At 60.8% G+C, this 13,772-nt stretch carries 12 protein-coding genes, 1 pseudogene and 1 riboswitch; of the genes and pseudogenes, 5 read left to right on the top strand and 8 right to left on the bottom strand.

The window, feature by feature from the left end; translation table 11 throughout:
- Positions 1-85: 85 nt before the first annotated feature.
- Positions 86-427: a hypothetical protein gene (locus J3L12_RS08025; protein ID WP_347708868.1), complete on the top strand. Its 342-nt coding sequence runs from the start codon at positions 86-88 to the stop codon at positions 425-427.
- 83 nt (positions 428-510) lie between these two features.
- On the opposite strand, the gene J3L12_RS08020 is transcribed toward J3L12_RS08025, so the two are convergent.
- From J3L12_RS08020 to leuS, 3 genes are all read right to left on the bottom strand, one after another.
- Positions 511-825 (bottom strand): hypothetical protein, encoded by a 315-nt coding sequence (locus J3L12_RS08020; protein WP_208014530.1) that lies wholly within the window; start codon positions 823-825, stop codon positions 511-513.
- 61 nt (positions 826-886) lie between these two features.
- The gene (locus J3L12_RS08015; protein WP_208014529.1) at positions 887-1,210 is read right to left on the bottom strand and encodes a hypothetical protein; all 324 of its coding nucleotides are present in this window, start codon (positions 1,208-1,210) and stop codon (positions 887-889) included.
- 333 nt (positions 1,211-1,543) lie between these two features.
- Positions 1,544-4,174, bottom strand: a complete 2,631-nt coding sequence (gene leuS / locus J3L12_RS08010; protein ID WP_208014528.1) for a leucine--tRNA ligase — start codon at positions 4,172-4,174, stop codon at positions 1,544-1,546.
- Positions 4,175-4,761: 587 nt separating this feature from the next.
- On the opposite strand from leuS, the gene J3L12_RS08005 reads away from it, so the two are divergent.
- Positions 4,762-5,112, top strand: coding sequence for a hypothetical protein (locus tag J3L12_RS08005; protein WP_208014527.1), 351 nt, complete (start codon positions 4,762-4,764; stop codon positions 5,110-5,112).
- Between the two features lie 101 nt (positions 5,113-5,213).
- Here the strand turns inward: J3L12_RS08005 and J3L12_RS08000 are convergent, their stop codons facing one another.
- On the bottom strand, positions 5,214-6,191 hold the full coding sequence (locus J3L12_RS08000) for an ABC transporter substrate-binding protein (RefSeq protein ID WP_208014526.1): 978 nt from the start codon (positions 6,189-6,191) through the stop codon (positions 5,214-5,216).
- A gap of 145 nt (positions 6,192-6,336) precedes the next feature.
- Positions 6,337-6,490, bottom strand: a riboswitch (FMN riboswitch).
- 76 nt (positions 6,491-6,566) lie between these two features.
- On the opposite strand from J3L12_RS08000, the gene J3L12_RS07995 reads away from it, so the two are divergent.
- A complete protein-coding gene (locus tag J3L12_RS07995; protein WP_208014525.1) occupies positions 6,567-6,995 on the top strand; it encodes an SWIM zinc finger family protein in 429 nt (142 codons plus the stop codon).
- Positions 6,996-7,030: 35 nt separating this feature from the next.
- On the opposite strand, the gene J3L12_RS07990 is transcribed toward J3L12_RS07995, so the two are convergent.
- The 4 genes from J3L12_RS07990 to proB all read right to left on the bottom strand — a co-directional run bounded on the left by J3L12_RS07990 (position 7,031) and on the right by proB (position 12,339).
- On the bottom strand, positions 7,031-8,512 hold the full coding sequence (locus J3L12_RS07990) for an ABC transporter permease subunit (protein ID WP_208014524.1): 1,482 nt from the start codon (positions 8,510-8,512) through the stop codon (positions 7,031-7,033).
- A gap of 204 nt (positions 8,513-8,716) precedes the next feature.
- Complete coding sequence (locus J3L12_RS07985; protein WP_208014523.1) at positions 8,717-9,643, bottom strand: YhjD/YihY/BrkB family envelope integrity protein; 927 nt, start codon at positions 9,641-9,643, stop codon at positions 8,717-8,719.
- Between the two features lie 257 nt (positions 9,644-9,900).
- The gene (locus J3L12_RS07980; protein ID WP_208014522.1) at positions 9,901-11,154 is read right to left on the bottom strand and encodes a glutamate-5-semialdehyde dehydrogenase; all 1,254 of its coding nucleotides are present in this window, start codon (positions 11,152-11,154) and stop codon (positions 9,901-9,903) included.
- Between the two features lie 45 nt (positions 11,155-11,199).
- Positions 11,200-12,339: a glutamate 5-kinase gene (gene proB, locus J3L12_RS07975; RefSeq protein ID WP_208014521.1), complete on the bottom strand. Its 1,140-nt coding sequence runs from the start codon at positions 12,337-12,339 to the stop codon at positions 11,200-11,202.
- 77 nt (positions 12,340-12,416) lie between these two features.
- Here proB and J3L12_RS07970 point away from each other — a divergent pair, with 77 nt between their 5' ends.
- Together J3L12_RS07970 and J3L12_RS07965 are read left to right on the top strand one after the other, a co-directional pair.
- A complete protein-coding gene (locus J3L12_RS07970; protein ID WP_208014520.1) occupies positions 12,417-13,409 on the top strand; it encodes a M66 family metalloprotease in 993 nt (330 codons plus the stop codon).
- A 50-nt stretch (positions 13,410-13,459) separates the two neighbouring features.
- Positions 13,460-13,772, top strand: a pseudogene (locus J3L12_RS07965) (hypothetical protein); the annotation flags it as partial.

Below are 13,772 nucleotides of genomic sequence, written 5' to 3'. Positions count from 1 at the left end.
CGACAAACCCGGTATTGTAAGGGCTATGGGCCCCGGCATTCGAAGATTTCTGCGTTATCTCATTCCAGCAGGCATCGGCTTGCTGGTGGCACTTGGCGACCTGGGCAATGTGGATCTGCTCTTTGCCGGAACCCTGCTGCTCTTGATGGGGTTTGTGGTGGGGTGGTGGTGGCCCTGGCAATGGTGGCTTAGCGGGCTCTTGATGGGGGGCATTCTGCCCCTGGTACAGCTGTGGGCTACGCTGGCCCGGTTTCCCATGCCCTACGTGCCCGACCCCCTTCAGGGCCTGTTGCTGCTCATTCCCGCTTTGCTGATGGCAGGTTTTGGGGCTATTGTGCACCAGAAAACACCCTACACCCCCGCCGCACTACGTGCGCGCTTGCGACGGGCACGCCAGGCCGATTATCACGACTACGAGGAATCTTAGAGCGATTCTCGGGGCTATCTGGATGTTGGTTTTTACCGTTCTGGGTAACGTTAGGTGTCTCCTGTATACACCCTGGTTAGATACTAGCAGTGTAACCGGATGTGACATTCTCTGATCGGACGGTAACGTTTGCCGATGAGTGTTTTGATTTGTTCCACCACTGCCTTCTCAAAAACAGGGTCATCAAAGTCGATGATTAGCCACATATCGTTCATCCTAGCCTCGGCGCGAAATGGGTAGTGCCCTTCCGCAAATCGCTCAAGCTCAACGGACAGTGATGAACGGTTCAGTTGAATGTGACGCTGCCCTGAATTGCCTTCACATTGTGCGAATCTACACGCTGGATCAGCGTGAATACCGATATGGGCATTCGGGTAGTTGATGTATGCCTTAGTCATTGTCTCTCCTAAGACATCTGACTTACGTATCACACAGTGAGGTGTGAAAATGGTGGAGTAATCAGACCACTTCAGCCGCTTTGCGAACCTCGCGCACAAACTGCTGGGTTTTGTCGTCCAGATCGTGTACAGCCCAGGGAATGGTTTTGGCCCCCGGCCACCGATCAAAAAGGGTATCCAGCCATTGCAGCAGCAGGTCGGGGGTCATCGGCCCCGAAGACTGGTAGATGACGCTGGCATTGCTCAGGGTTACCTTACCCAGAGCCTCGTAGTGGCTGGGGGAGGTATGCATGATGAGCATTCGGAAGGTATCACCCGAATCCTGTCCTACGCACTCCAGAACCTGCCCCTCTGCTAGCGTATTAATCTTATGCAGTGTGACCATAGATTAATGGTACGTTGTCCAGCAACGAGTTTCCAGTGTCAATTGTCCAAATTGATCGAAGTGCACCATTCCTGAACCACACAGATAGATGGGTGGCCCAATTGCCAGGAATGCTCCCGGCATAAGAAATTCGTGGGAATCGGCATTGCGAGGAGGCCACAGGCCGGCCAAGGAATCCCGAAGGGTTCGCCAATCCTGCGGGGTTGTCGGGGTGATCTGGGTGGCTTCCCCTGCGGCTTTGCCTCAGAGTCGCAAGGACGTCTCGATTCGCAGAGCCGCCAGTTTGACGGGGCTCGAGCGAGTGAGTTCGGAGCGTAGATTTTGGGCTTCAAACTACCCCTTTACCACGATGTTGAGGAGCTTGCCCGGAATGTAGATTTCTTTAACTACCTCCTTGCCCTCCAGGTGCTGCTTTACGTTGGGAATCTCACGCGCGAGTCGCTTGATTTCCTCTTCGCTGACCTGGGCGCTGACGATTGTTTTGCCGCGCACCTTGCCGCTAACCTGCACTACCAGCTCAAAGCTATCGGCCACCAGCGCAGTCTCATCTACCTGTGGCCAAAGAGCGCTAAATACCGAGGAGTTGTGGAATTCGTGCCAGAGTTCCTCGGCCAGGTGGGGGGCGAAGGGGGCCAGCATCTGCAAGTAGCAGAGCACCGCGTGGCGGTAGACCGGGGTGATGCCCTGCTCCTTGCGGTAGTCGCTCATGCTGTTGAGCAGCTCCATCAGGGCCGCGATGGCGGTGTTGAAGCGCAGGGCCTCGATGTCCTCGGTTACTTTCTTGATGGTCTGGTGCAGCTTCTGATAAAGGCCCTTGTGCGCCCCCTCCAGCGCAGAGGGCTCATACAGGTCGCCCTGGGCCTTCAGCTCTACCAGATGCTCGGCCACCATACGGTAGACCCGGTTCAGGTAGCGCCATGCGCCCTGGACCCCTTCTTCGGTCCAGATCATCTCGTTTTCGGGTGGGGCGGCAAACAGGATGGTGATGCGGGCGATGTCGGCGCCCTGCTCTTTCACGAAGGGCCCCACCATCACCCCGTTGCCCAGGCTTTTGGACATGGTGGCAGCCTTCCAGAAGTGGGTGCTGCCGTCTTCGTGGGTGCGAAGTTCTGCGCCCGATTTCCGGGCCTCTTCAAGCGTCAGGGTCTCGGGGATTTCCAGCTTGGCCCGCCGCTCCGGGTTCTTGAAGTGGATGATGTCGCCCCGGACTTCCACCTCGCCCACGTCGGTCCAGCCCTGCACCATGCCCTGGGTGAACAGGCCCTCGAAGGGTTCTTCGGCTTCGACCATGCCCAGGTCGTGCAGGAACTTGGTGAAGAACCGACTATAGAGCAAGTGCAGGATGGCGTGCTCGATGCCACCGATGTACTGGTCAACTGGCATCCAGAAGTTGGCCCTGGCGGGGTCAAAGGGCTGGCTGGGGTTTTGGGCGTCAGTGTAGCGCAGGAAGTACCAGGACGAGTCGAAGAAGGTGTCCATGGTATCGGTGTCGCGCCGGGCTTTACCTCCGCACTTGGGGCATTCGCACTCGTAGAACTCGGGGTGCGCTGCTAGGGGGCTCTTGCCCTTGGGGCGGATGTCGTCCACGTCGCGCAGGGTGGGCAGCTCGACCGGCAACTGCTCGTAGGGCACCGGCACAATACCGCAGCTGTCGCAATGAATCATGGGGATGGGGGTGCCCCAGTAGCGCTGGCGGCTAATGAGCCAGTCGCGCAGGCGGTAGTTGACCTTGCCAAGGCCGATACCCTTTTCCTCCATCCAGGCGATAATTTTCTTCTTGGCCTCCTCCATATACAGGCCGTTCAGGAAATCGGAGTTGATGGCGGGGCCATCCTCGGTGTAGGCCTTGCCTTGCCAGCCATCGGGGGGCTGAACAGTGCGGATGATTTCCAACCCGAACTTCTCGGCAAACTCCCAGTCGCGTTCGTCCTGCCCCGGTACGGCCATGATGGCCCCGGTGCCATAACCCGAGAGTACATAGTCGGCGATCCAGACCGGAATCTCCTTGCCGTTGGCCGGGTTGATGGCGTAAGCCCCGGTAAAGACCCCGGTTTTCTCACGGTCTTCGCGCTGGCGCTCGACTTCGCTTTTCATCTTGGCGGCAGACACGTAGGCTTCTACGGCCTCTTTTTGCTCCGGGGAGGTAATCCGGGCCACCAGTTCGTGCTCGGGGGCCAGCACCATGAAGGTAGCCCCAAAGATGGTGTCGGGACGGGTCGAAAACACGCGGATTTTGGCGTCGTATCCCTTGACCTGGAAGTCGAACTCCGCGCCCTGGCTCTTGCCGATCCAGGCCCGCTGCATGGCTTTGACCTTCTCGGGCCAGCGGGGGAGCTTTTCCAGGTCGGCCAGCAGGCGCTCGGCGTAGTCGGTAATTTTGAGGTACCACTGCTCGAGCTCGCGCTTCTCCACCAAAGCTCCACTGCGCCAGCCGCGCCCGTCAATTACCTGCTCGTTGGCCAGCACGCTTTGTTCAACCGGATCCCAGTTGACCAGGCTTTTCTTGCGGTAAACCAGGCCCCGCTCGTACATCTTCAAAAAGATCCACTGGTTCCACTTGTAGTAGTCGGGCAGGCAGGTAGTGACCTCGCGGCTCCAGTCGTAACGGATGCCCATCAGGCTGAGCGACTCCTTGGACTGTTTGATGTTGCCAAAAGTCCAGTCGGCGGGCGAGACCCCGAACTTGAGCGCGGCGTTTTCGGCAGGCAGTCCGAAGGCATCCCAGCCAAATGGATGCAGCACGCTGTACCCCTGCTGAACCCGGAAACGGGCCAGCAGGTCGCCCATGGTGTAGTTCTTCAGGTGGCCCATGTGCAGGTCGCCCGAAGGGTAGGGGAACATCACCAGAATGTAGGCTTTCTTGGTACCATCGCTTTCTTTGGCCTCGAGCAAGCCTATCTCGTCCCAGTATTTCTGCCATTTGGGCTCTATTTCGTGGGGGTTGTACCGGTCGGTTGTTACCATTGCTCACTTCTCCACTTCTCAACGGGCCATTCTATTGCCTGACGGGCTAAAAGGGAAAATGCAGGGTCTGGGGGCTTGTGCAGATGGTAGAAAAAACATCCCCCTTCAGGAGCGAAGGGGGAGTATCCCAGGCCTGGGGCTCCCCTAGGGTAGTTCTAGGCGAATAAACCTCTGCACCAGGCCATAATAGCATGAGGTAGCCAAACCAAAGGCGGGGTTTGTTTTCTATCTTCACCCCAAGTTGCCACTGGGGGGGCATGGCCACAGATGAATCTACAGATGGGGGTTCAAAACCTTATGGAGTGGAGAGGTAAATTTGCACACACCAGGGGTCGGGCTAGCCCTGAACCGATGGGCAGCCTCGCAAAGCCAGATGACATGACCTGAGCGGCATAACGCTAATGGCATTAACAATGCCCTGATGCGAATCTGGCCCTTAACGTTATGGGAAATCGAGTGGTTGTGTTCATATTTGGGTAACCTCCCCCTGACTTTGCATAAAATGCGCTTCAGTGGAGCCGACTTTGGAAGGGGTTGTACTGATGCAAAACCGTTGGCCAACCAAGACTTTCCCCCAGGCAGCCTCAGTGCATCGGGCTATTCTGGTGATGGACTCGAGGAAGGTGCGTACCCCCTTGCGGCGTCAGACTTCGTCCAGGTCGAACTGGTCGCAACTCTACCAGGCTGGGCCCTACCACGTGGATCTGAGCCTCAAGTGGGAGGAGGCCGGGGCGCGTTTGGTGGGGCAGGTGATCTCGAGGGAGCGGGTTTCTTTTGAGCTAGCCCAGGTCTTCGTGAAGCAGAACGCAGCATGGGTGAAAATGCCCCTGGATCTTGCAGGGCGTTTTAGTCTGCTTTTGGCCTCGCTGGAGGATTGCAGCCTTGAGTTTCACATTCAAGGAGAGGTGGTCATTTTAGATGGCTTCGAGTTGAGTTAGAGCGCTCTTCCCACCGTTAGCGCTCACCGTCCTGATCAGAACCTTGGCCGCCCGGATGGGCGGCCAAGTCATTTGAGTTCAGCGTTACAGAGTTGGGGGTGCTACCGCCCGGCGATTGTATTGGCCTGTACCCCCCGCTGCAAAAACTCGTTGGTGAAGAAAGCGGCGGCGGGCAGGTCGGTGCGGACACGCCCGGTCTGCCGGAGCAGGTTGAGCCCGCTCTGCCAGCCCTGGGGGTTGGAGAAGCCCAGGCCGTTCTGGCGGGTGTAGGGCGACTGGTAGAGCCGTAGCGAGACCTCGAGCACCCGGAACCTGTCCTCTTGCAGGTTCTGCACGTACTTCCTGGAGGCTTCAAAGGCTTTGCGCGGTTCCCGCAGCGTCAGGGCCAGGGCCTCCTGGGTGGCCTGCACAAAGCGGCGGGCCAGGTCGGCGTTTTCCAGCACGCGGTCGGTCGAAATCACGCCCACCCCAGGCGAAAGGTTATAGGGGCCTGCTGGAATTACATTGAGTTTAACACCCCGCGCTTGTAGCACGATGGGTTCGTTGTTCACGAAGCCCATGGCCACGTCCACCCGCCCGGTTACGATGGCCTCGGCCTGGGTGAAACCAATCTGTTCAATTTTTACATCGGATTCGCGCAACCCTGCGGCCCTGAGCATGGCCTGAAGCGAGGTGTACGAGGTGCCAAACAGCCCCGGTATGCCGATGGTTTTGCCCTTCAGGTCGCGCACCGAGGTAATGTTCTTCTCGGCCCGCGAGAAAAGGGCGTTGGGCACGCTCTGATAGAGCGCCAGCACGTACTTGAGCGGGGTGCCCTGGGCCCGCAGGGCAATCACATCCTCGGCATCGGCCACCACAAAGTCGAGCCGGCCCTGGGCCAAGAGCGGGTACAGCTCCGAGGCAAAACCGTGCTGAAACTCCACCTCGAGGCCCCGCTTGCCATACAGCCCCTCGACCACCCCGGCGTAGAAGGGGGCAAACTGCACGTCGGGCAGGTAGCCCAGCCCCACCCGCACCTTTTGCGTTTGAGCCATTCCAAACGACAACAAGACTGCCAGTAAAACAACCAACTTTTTCATTGCACTCCTCAACACACCGTGCTACCCACACATCGCCAGAGCAGGCACGAACTGCCTCTGGCCAAGCGCCTGTTGCCCAAGCTGTGATTGAGGATTTACGAGGTATTACCCACTTTTCCCGCCCAGGCACAGGGGCACCCGGGCTTCACTCCTTCTCCCATCCGGACTGTTACCGTCGGCTTGCGATTTTCACGCAATCGGGCCTGGATGTGCGGCAGATTTCCAGGCTTCGCGGGCTGGGGCGGTTGTTTGCCGCCTTCACCGCCGGTGGGGAATTGCACCCCGCCCTGAAGGAATTGGGCCTGCTGGCCCGAGGTTAGTTTAGCCACAAACCCTGGACTTGCAAAGTGCAGCAGACTGGATTTTGATGGGGGGGTGCGCCTAGAACTTCAAAGCCTGCTGGCCCTGGCCGACGAGAAGGTATTGGAGCGGGGCAAGTCACTTTTTCTGGAGGGGGCGGTGCTCGAGGCCGCCCGCAGCCGGGACTGTTTGCAGGCCAGGGTCGAGGGTAGCGCGCCCTTTCCGTACCGGGTCGAGATTAACCTGAGCAAAGGCGAGTGGCGCTGTTCGTGTCCCTACACCTGGGGGCCTGTGTGCAAGCACGTGGTAGCGGTGGCCTTTGCCGCCCTGGAAGCCCCCGAAATTTTCACCCGCAAAAAGCTGGGGAAAAGCGTGCCGGTAAATTTGGGGCCGCTGCTCGAGCTCTCCGACGACGAACTATTGCGCTTCTTGTGGCAACTGGCCGAAGAACGCCCCGAACTTCTGCACGAGTTTGCCTACAACCTAATTCAGCGGTATGAATGAAGCGAGTTCATTGCTTAGCAAGGTCTTCGCTTAGCCTACCGGCGTCGGTAACGCAGCACGTAGCTTTCCAGCAAAGCCACCAGCCCATATAGCGAGATTCCCAGTAACACCGTAACGGCCACCGCCGAGAAGGAGAGGGCGTAGTTAAAGTTGCGCTGCTCGGTTTGGGCCAGGTGACCGAGCCCGCCGCCCCCCAGCACAAACTCGGCCACCACCGCCCCAATTAGGGCCAGCGAGACCGTCAGGCGCAACCCGCCCAGGATGACCGGCAGGGCGCCGGGAAACTCGAGCTTCCTGAATACCCCCCAGGCACTGGCCCCAATGGTCTGAAAAACCTCCCGGTAGGTGCGGTCTACCTCGCGCACCCCCACCATGGTCGAGACCAGCACCGGAAAAATGGAGATCAGGGTGGCAATGGTCACCTTGGAGCCCAGCCCATAGCCAAACCAGATGATGAGCAAGGGTGCCACAATAATGGTCGGAACCGCCTGCAAGGCCACAATGAAGGGGGAGAGCAGACGCTCCAGCGAGCGCTTCTGTCCCATGGCGTAGCCGATGGGCAGCCCAATTGCGAGCGAGGCCAGGATGCCCAGCCCGGCGGTCTGTAAGGTGGCCAGGGCGTTGCGCAGTAGCAGTTCGGCGTTTTGCGTGAGGGCCTGCCAGACCGCCAGGGGCGAGGGCACAAAGACCGGCACCCGCGCCGCCATGAGGCCCCAAGCCAGGAAGAACAGGCCGAGGAGGCCCAGCACCCCAAAAACCTCCCAGGGGGGACGCAGGGGCTGGGGCGGCGGCTCGATGAAGGTGGAGTCGGCCACCCCCAGCCGTTCGCGCAACTCGGCCTCGAGGCCATCGGTAAAAGCTGTGATGCGCCCTTCGTGTTTGGTGTCCAGAATGGCGTCAATTTTTCCGCCTGTAAGCACTACCACCCGGTCGGCCAGGTAGACCGCCTCGCGGATGCTGTGGGTCACGAACAAAATGGTTTTGCCGGTGCGCTTGTGCAGTTGCTTGAGCTCGAGGTTGAAGCGCTCGCGCACCAGGGCGTCCAGGGCTGCGAAGGGCTCGTCCATCAGCAGCACCTCGGCATCCTGGGCCAGCGCCCGGGCGATGGCCACGCGGGCCTTCATGCCCCCGGAAAGCTGGTGCGGGTACAGGTTCAGATAGGGCTTCATGCCCAGGTGGGTCTCAATTCGGCCCCGGCCCGTGAGTTCGATGGGCAGGCGGATGTTCTGTTCGACGGTGCGCCAGGGCAACAGCCGGTAGTCCTGGAACACCATGGCGGGCTGGCCCGCCACCTCCACCGTGCCCTGCTTGGCCTTGAGCAGCCCCGCTACCACCCGCAGCAGGGTGCTCTTGCCCCCGCCCGAGGGGCCGATGATGGCGATGAACTCGCCCTTCTGCACCTCGAGGTCTACCCCCTTGAGCACCTCCCGTCCCTCAAACGCTACCGAAACGCCCGAGAGCCGGATGGCAGCGGGCGCCTGGGTGGTCGGGGCTGGGGTGGGCGCAGGGTGGCTCATGGCCTTAGCATATCGCGCTCTTCGCAGACCTGATACCGAGTTTACCTGGATAGTTATTTTTGAGTGGCATTCCTGTACCCCTCATTCAGCGACACCCCAGATGCAGTAAGTAACGTCTCAGTCACTATTCTCCTCAGCTGCTGTCGGGGTGTCGCCACCTTCTCCCGCATGGGGAGCAGGAAAGGGGTTCAGGTTAATTTCGTGTCATATGGCGTCGCTCGAGCGATCCGTCAAAATTTTGGCCAGCAAGGCCCCTACAAGCAGAATCCACATGGTCAGGTAAAAGCCCGCCAGAGCCAGCAAAAACCCGGCGATGGGGCCATAGATCAGCTCGTACTGGGTGCGGGGCAGCAGCAGCGGCAGCCCCAGCCGGACGCCCTCCCAGGCCAGGGCGGCCAGTGTGGCAGCCGCGAAGGCCGCCAGCACGCGGGGGGTGGGGATCGGCAGCAGCATGTAAGTCAGAAAAAAGAGCAAGAGCGCCCCCAGAATGGGTACCACCACCTCCACCCCCCCGCGCAAAAAGCTCAGGTCGGCGGGCAGGTAGCGCAGCAGGAAGCCCATGGCCAGCCCCATCAGGGCCAGCAGAATCAGGGCCAGCCCCAAAAGCAGCGGCGCCAGCAGGCCCGCGATGCGCCCCCGCATGACCCGCAGTACGTTCAAGCCTTGGTGGAGAAGCCGGCGCAGGGGGTGAGAGTCGGGGGTAGCGGCCTCGAGCAAAGCGACGGGATGCTCGGATAGGGGTGAAAGCCTGCCAAAGATGATGCCCAGGGCATAGGCCAGGGCCGCAAAAAAATTGCTGCTGGCCCAGAGCAAAATCAGCAGACTGGCAAAGGTAAGGGGGAAAGCGCCTCGAGTCAGAAAGCTCACCACCGTCTGGGCCAGGTCGGGCTGGGTAGGGAAGAGCACCACCACCAGTTCAATCAACCGCACCAGCACGGCGTTGCGCAGGTCTTCGTTGCCCGAGAGCACAAAGCCAAAAATACCCGCCAGCAGAATCAGCAAGGGCATCAGGCTAAAGAGGGCGTAGTAGGCCAGGGCCGCCGAGAAAAACGGAATGTGCGAGCGGGTATATAGCTGGTAAACCTGGCCAATAATACCAACCTTAGCTGGATAGTTATCTTTGAGAGGCATTCAAAAACCCCCTCATCCGGCGACACCCCAGACGCAGCCAAAGACGTCGCTGGCACTACTTTTGTATTCCGCTGGCGGGGTATTGCCACCTTCTCCCACATGGGAGAAGGCAAGGGGTTCATATGGATTTGGTATGGAGGGCTGCATATTTGCGGAAGGGTGGCCGACAGCCAGATGCAAAATACCGAGGGCGAGATGTCTGCTACAAAACTCCAGTAATCAATTGTCCTCTGATTCTCGACGCTCAACCCTTGACCTCAATCACGCACCTGCCCCTGGCCCAGGGCCACAAACTTGGTGGTGGTGAGTTCCTTCACCCCCATGGGGCCATAGGCGTGGAGCTTGCTGGTGGAGATGCCGATCTCGGCCCCCAACCCCAGTTGGAAGCCGTCGTTGAAGCGGGGTGAGGCGTTCACCAGTACCAGTGAGGCGTCTACCTCGCGCAAAAAGCGCAGAGCGTGGGCGTGGTGCTCGGTGCAGATGACCTCGGTGTGATGAGAGCCGTAGCGGGCGATGTGCTCCAGGGCCTCCTCCAGCGAATCCACGACCTTTACGGTCAGGATCAGATCCAGGTACTCGGTACGCCAGTCCTGCTCGGTGGCGGGCCGGGCTTCGATGAGGGCGCAGGTGCGCTCGTCGCCGCGCAGCTCGACATTGGCTTCGCGCATGGCCTGGGCCAGCCTGGGCAAAAAGACCGGGGCGATGGCGCTATGCACCAGGACTTTCTCCAGGCTGTTGCAGGTGCTGGGGCGCTGGGCCTTGCCGTTGACGGCGATGCGTACGGCGCTCTCCAGGTCGGCGCTCTGGTCCACAAACAGGTGGTTGACCCCCTCGGCGTGGGCCAGCACCGGCATCCGGGCCTCGCGCTGCACCAGTTCGATAAGCTCCTTGCCGCCCCGGGGGATGATCAGGTCGAGTAAGCCGGCCAGGTGGCACATCTCCAGAATGGCGCTGCGGTCGGTGGTGGGCACTAGCTGAATGGCTTCCGGTGGCAGACCGGCCTCTTGCAAGGCGGCCTGCATGAGCTGCACCAGGGCCTTGTTGGAGTGCCAGGCTTCCTTGCCGCCGCGCAGCAGGATGGCGTTCCCGGCCTTGAGGCTGAGGGCGCTGGCCTCCACGGTGGCGTTGGGGCGCGACTCGTAGATGAAGCCAATCACCCCCAGCGGTACGCGCATCCGCCCTACCTGAAGGCCGTTGGGCCGAATCTGCAAGCCCTCAATTTCGCCCACCGGGTCGGGCATCTGGGCTACCTGGCGCAGGCCGGTTTGCAGGTCTTCCAGCACTTTTTCGCTCAGGCGCAGCCGGTCGAGCTTGGCCAGAGAAAGCCCGGCGGCCTGGGCGGCCTCGAGGTCTTTCTGGTTGGCGGCGAAGAGGGCTTCTTGCTGGGCCAGGAGCAGTTCGGCTACGGTCAGGAGGGCCTGGTTTTTGGCCCTGGGAGGGGCGGCTGACAACACCCTCGCAGCGGTTCGGGCCGCCAGGGCATAGGCTTTGAGTTCGGGGGTGGCGGTCATGGCAACCTCGGCAGGGGCTCAAAAGAGCCCCCGGCTTTTCCAAGTTTACCGAGCCTCGAGTTCGGAAACCAGGGCAAAGTAGTCGCGGTGGATGGCCTCGTCGGTGTTTTTGTAGCCGAGAATGGCCTCGATGTCTCTGGTCTGGCGGCGCTGGATGCGCTTGAGCTCGTCGGCGCTGTAGTTCACCAGGCCCACCCCAATCAGGTGGCCTTTTTCATCCAGGCACCGGACTGCCTCGCCTACCCCAAACTGCCCGCGCACCTCGAGGATGCCTGCCGGTAGGAGCGAAGCCCCCCCTTGGCGCAAAGCCCGGGCCGCACCGGCATCCACCACCACCTCCCCCTGGGGTTTGGGAAGCTGGTAAAGCCAGAGCTTTTTTCCGCTGTAGCGCCGTCTGGCCCCGGCAAAAAGCGTACCCACCGGCTCTCCGCGCAGGGCCTCGGCGATACTCTGAGGCCTGGTGCCCGGTAGCAGCAGGGTGGGAATTCCGGCGGCCTGGGCTTTCTGGGCAGCCAGCAGCTTGCTCTTCATTCCGCCGGTTCCCACGCTGTTGGGGTCATCGCCCGCCATCCGCAGCACCCCGGCGTCCACCCGCTCCACGTAATGGATGGGCCGGGCCTCTGGGTGGGTGCGGGGGTCGGCCTCGTAGAGGGCCTCGATGTCGGAGAGCAGAATCAGGAGATCGGCCCCTACCAGCGTGGCGATGAGCGCCGAGAGCTGGTCGTTGTCGCCAAACTTAATCTCGTCCACCATTACGGTATCGTTCTCGTTGATGATGGGGACGATGCCCCACTCGAGCAGCGTTTCCAAAGTCTGGCGGGCGTTCAGATAGCGGTGGCGGTGGGCCAGGTCTTCGGCGGTGAGCAGGATTTGCGCGACCTTCAGGTCGTACCAACCAAAAGCCTGCTCCCACCAGTACATCAGGGTCGGCTGCCCTACCGCCGCAATGGCCTGTTTGGCAGGCATGGTTTTGGGGCGCTCCTTGAAGCCCAGCTTGCCCAGGCCGGTGGCCATGGCCCCGGACGAGACCAGCACCACCTCGCGTCCCTCGCCCCGCAAGGCCGCAACCTGGGACGCAATGGCCAGCTGCTGCTGCCGCCCACCCGGCCCGCTGATGACGGCGCTTCCCACCTTGATCACCAGGCGGCGGTAGGTTTGCAGAGGCAGGGGGGGACGGTCTCCCATAGCTCTGCGTTATCGTAACGCTTCTTGGGCTTTTTCTCACTCGGTTCATGCGCCGGCTATGGTGACATAAGGGCATCATGCGTGCCTGGCCAGTGCTGGCGTTGTGGTCTTTGGTGGCCTGTAATCCCTCGCCGGCGGTACCGGGCCCCGGTATACCCTCGGTCTCGGGCGAGGTCACCATTCAAAAAACCGAGTGGGGCCAGAGCGTCCTCAAAACCGATCTGCGCCTGGTAGCGGGTAAGCCCGCGCTGTTGCGGGTACACCTGACCGCCGACCGCGAGGGCTTGCCGGGGAGCCTGAAGGGCGAGGTATTTCGGGGTTCCAATCGGCTGGGAGAGCTAAGCTTTACCGGCCCCGCTACCCTCCCCACCACCATCAACCCCGCCGAACTGGCCCAGACCTACCAGGCCACGGTGCCAGCAGGCTTGGTAGTCGCCGGGATGGAGGTGCGGCTGCTGGCCGACCCCAACAATCAGGTTGGTGAAAACAACGAAGCTGATAACCGCCTGACCCTCACCCCGGCAGTGGGGGTGGGCACGGTGCTCCCCCTTACCCTGGTGCCGGTGTTGCAGCCGGGGCAGACCACCCTGCCTACCCTTCCGGGCGTGGACTTGCTGCGGGATATGCTCCCGGTGCAGGGGGTACAGACCTCCACCCGGGCCCCGTTCAGCTATGGCGCTACCGTGGGCAACGCCAGCAGCGACTGGAGCAACCTGCTCAGCGCCCTGCGCAGCCTGCGTACCAGCGACGGCAGCAGCCGTTATTACTACGGGGTGGTGCGGGTGGGGTATGCCAGCGGCATTGCTGGGATTGGCTACGTGGGTTTCCCGGCCAGTGCCGGTTGGGATATTGGCAGCTCTGCCGCCCGCATCATGGTGCACGAGATTGGGCACAACCTGGGCCGGGGTCATGCACCCTGCAATGTGACGGGTGAGTCGGGCTATCCCTACGCGGGGGGCTTTATTGGCACCTGGGGTTATAGTGTGTCCAGCGGCGTACTGTTCAACCCAGCCCAGTACAAGGACGTGATGAGCTACTGCACCCCGCAGTGGATTTCCGACTATATGTAATCACTGGTGCTAGTTGAAAAGTAGCGGGAGAAAGGAATAGGGTCTGGTGTATGCGGCCAGACCCGAGATGCATTCTATCGCTGGAAGACGTTGCTTTGGTGATGTACGTTGGGGTAGACGATGCCCTGCGTTCGAAGGCTGAACAGCATGAACATCAACAAGCCAAGCTCAGCCTTAGTGAGTTGGTCACCATCGGGCTGATGTTCAGCCTCAAAGGCGGCTCATTCCGCCGGTTCTACCTGTGGCTGGTCGCCAACCTGGGTGACTGCTTCCCCCATCTACCTGAACGCACCCGTTTGCAGCGACGACTACTCCAGTACCAAGCTTTGGTCGTACATTTTCTGGCCGAACCCAGCTTGTTCT

The organism is Meiothermus sp. CFH 77666, assembly GCF_017497985.1.
GTDB lineage: Bacteria > Deinococcota > Deinococci > Deinococcales > Thermaceae > Meiothermus.
Note: the sequence above shows the minus strand (reverse complement) of the source record. Positions and strands in the feature narration are given on the sequence as shown.

Bases quoted from the DNA above. Each gene is read 5' to 3' on its own strand.
- J3L12_RS08020 (WP_208014530.1), bottom strand. From the start codon at position 825: ATGACTAAGGCATACATCAACTACCCGAATGCCCATATCGGTATTCAC.
- J3L12_RS08015 (WP_208014529.1), bottom strand. From the start codon at position 1,210: ATGGTCACACTGCATAAGATTAATACGCTAGCAGAGGGGCAGGTTCTG.
- leuS (WP_208014528.1), bottom strand. From the start codon at position 4,174: ATGGTAACAACCGACCGGTACAACCCCCACGAAATAGAGCCCAAATGG.
- J3L12_RS08000 (WP_208014526.1), bottom strand. From the start codon at position 6,191: ATGAAAAAGTTGGTTGTTTTACTGGCAGTCTTGTTGTCGTTTGGAATG.
- J3L12_RS07990 (WP_208014524.1), bottom strand. From the start codon at position 8,512: ATGAGCCACCCTGCGCCCACCCCAGCCCCGACCACCCAGGCGCCCGCT.
- J3L12_RS07985 (WP_208014523.1), bottom strand. From the start codon at position 9,643: ATGCCTCTCAAAGATAACTATCCAGCTAAGGTTGGTATTATTGGCCAG.
- J3L12_RS07980 (WP_208014522.1), bottom strand. From the start codon at position 11,154: ATGACCGCCACCCCCGAACTCAAAGCCTATGCCCTGGCGGCCCGAACC.
- proB (WP_208014521.1), bottom strand. From the start codon at position 12,339: ATGGGAGACCGTCCCCCCCTGCCTCTGCAAACCTACCGCCGCCTGGTG.
- J3L12_RS07970 (WP_208014520.1), top strand. From the start codon at position 12,417: ATGCGTGCCTGGCCAGTGCTGGCGTTGTGGTCTTTGGTGGCCTGTAAT.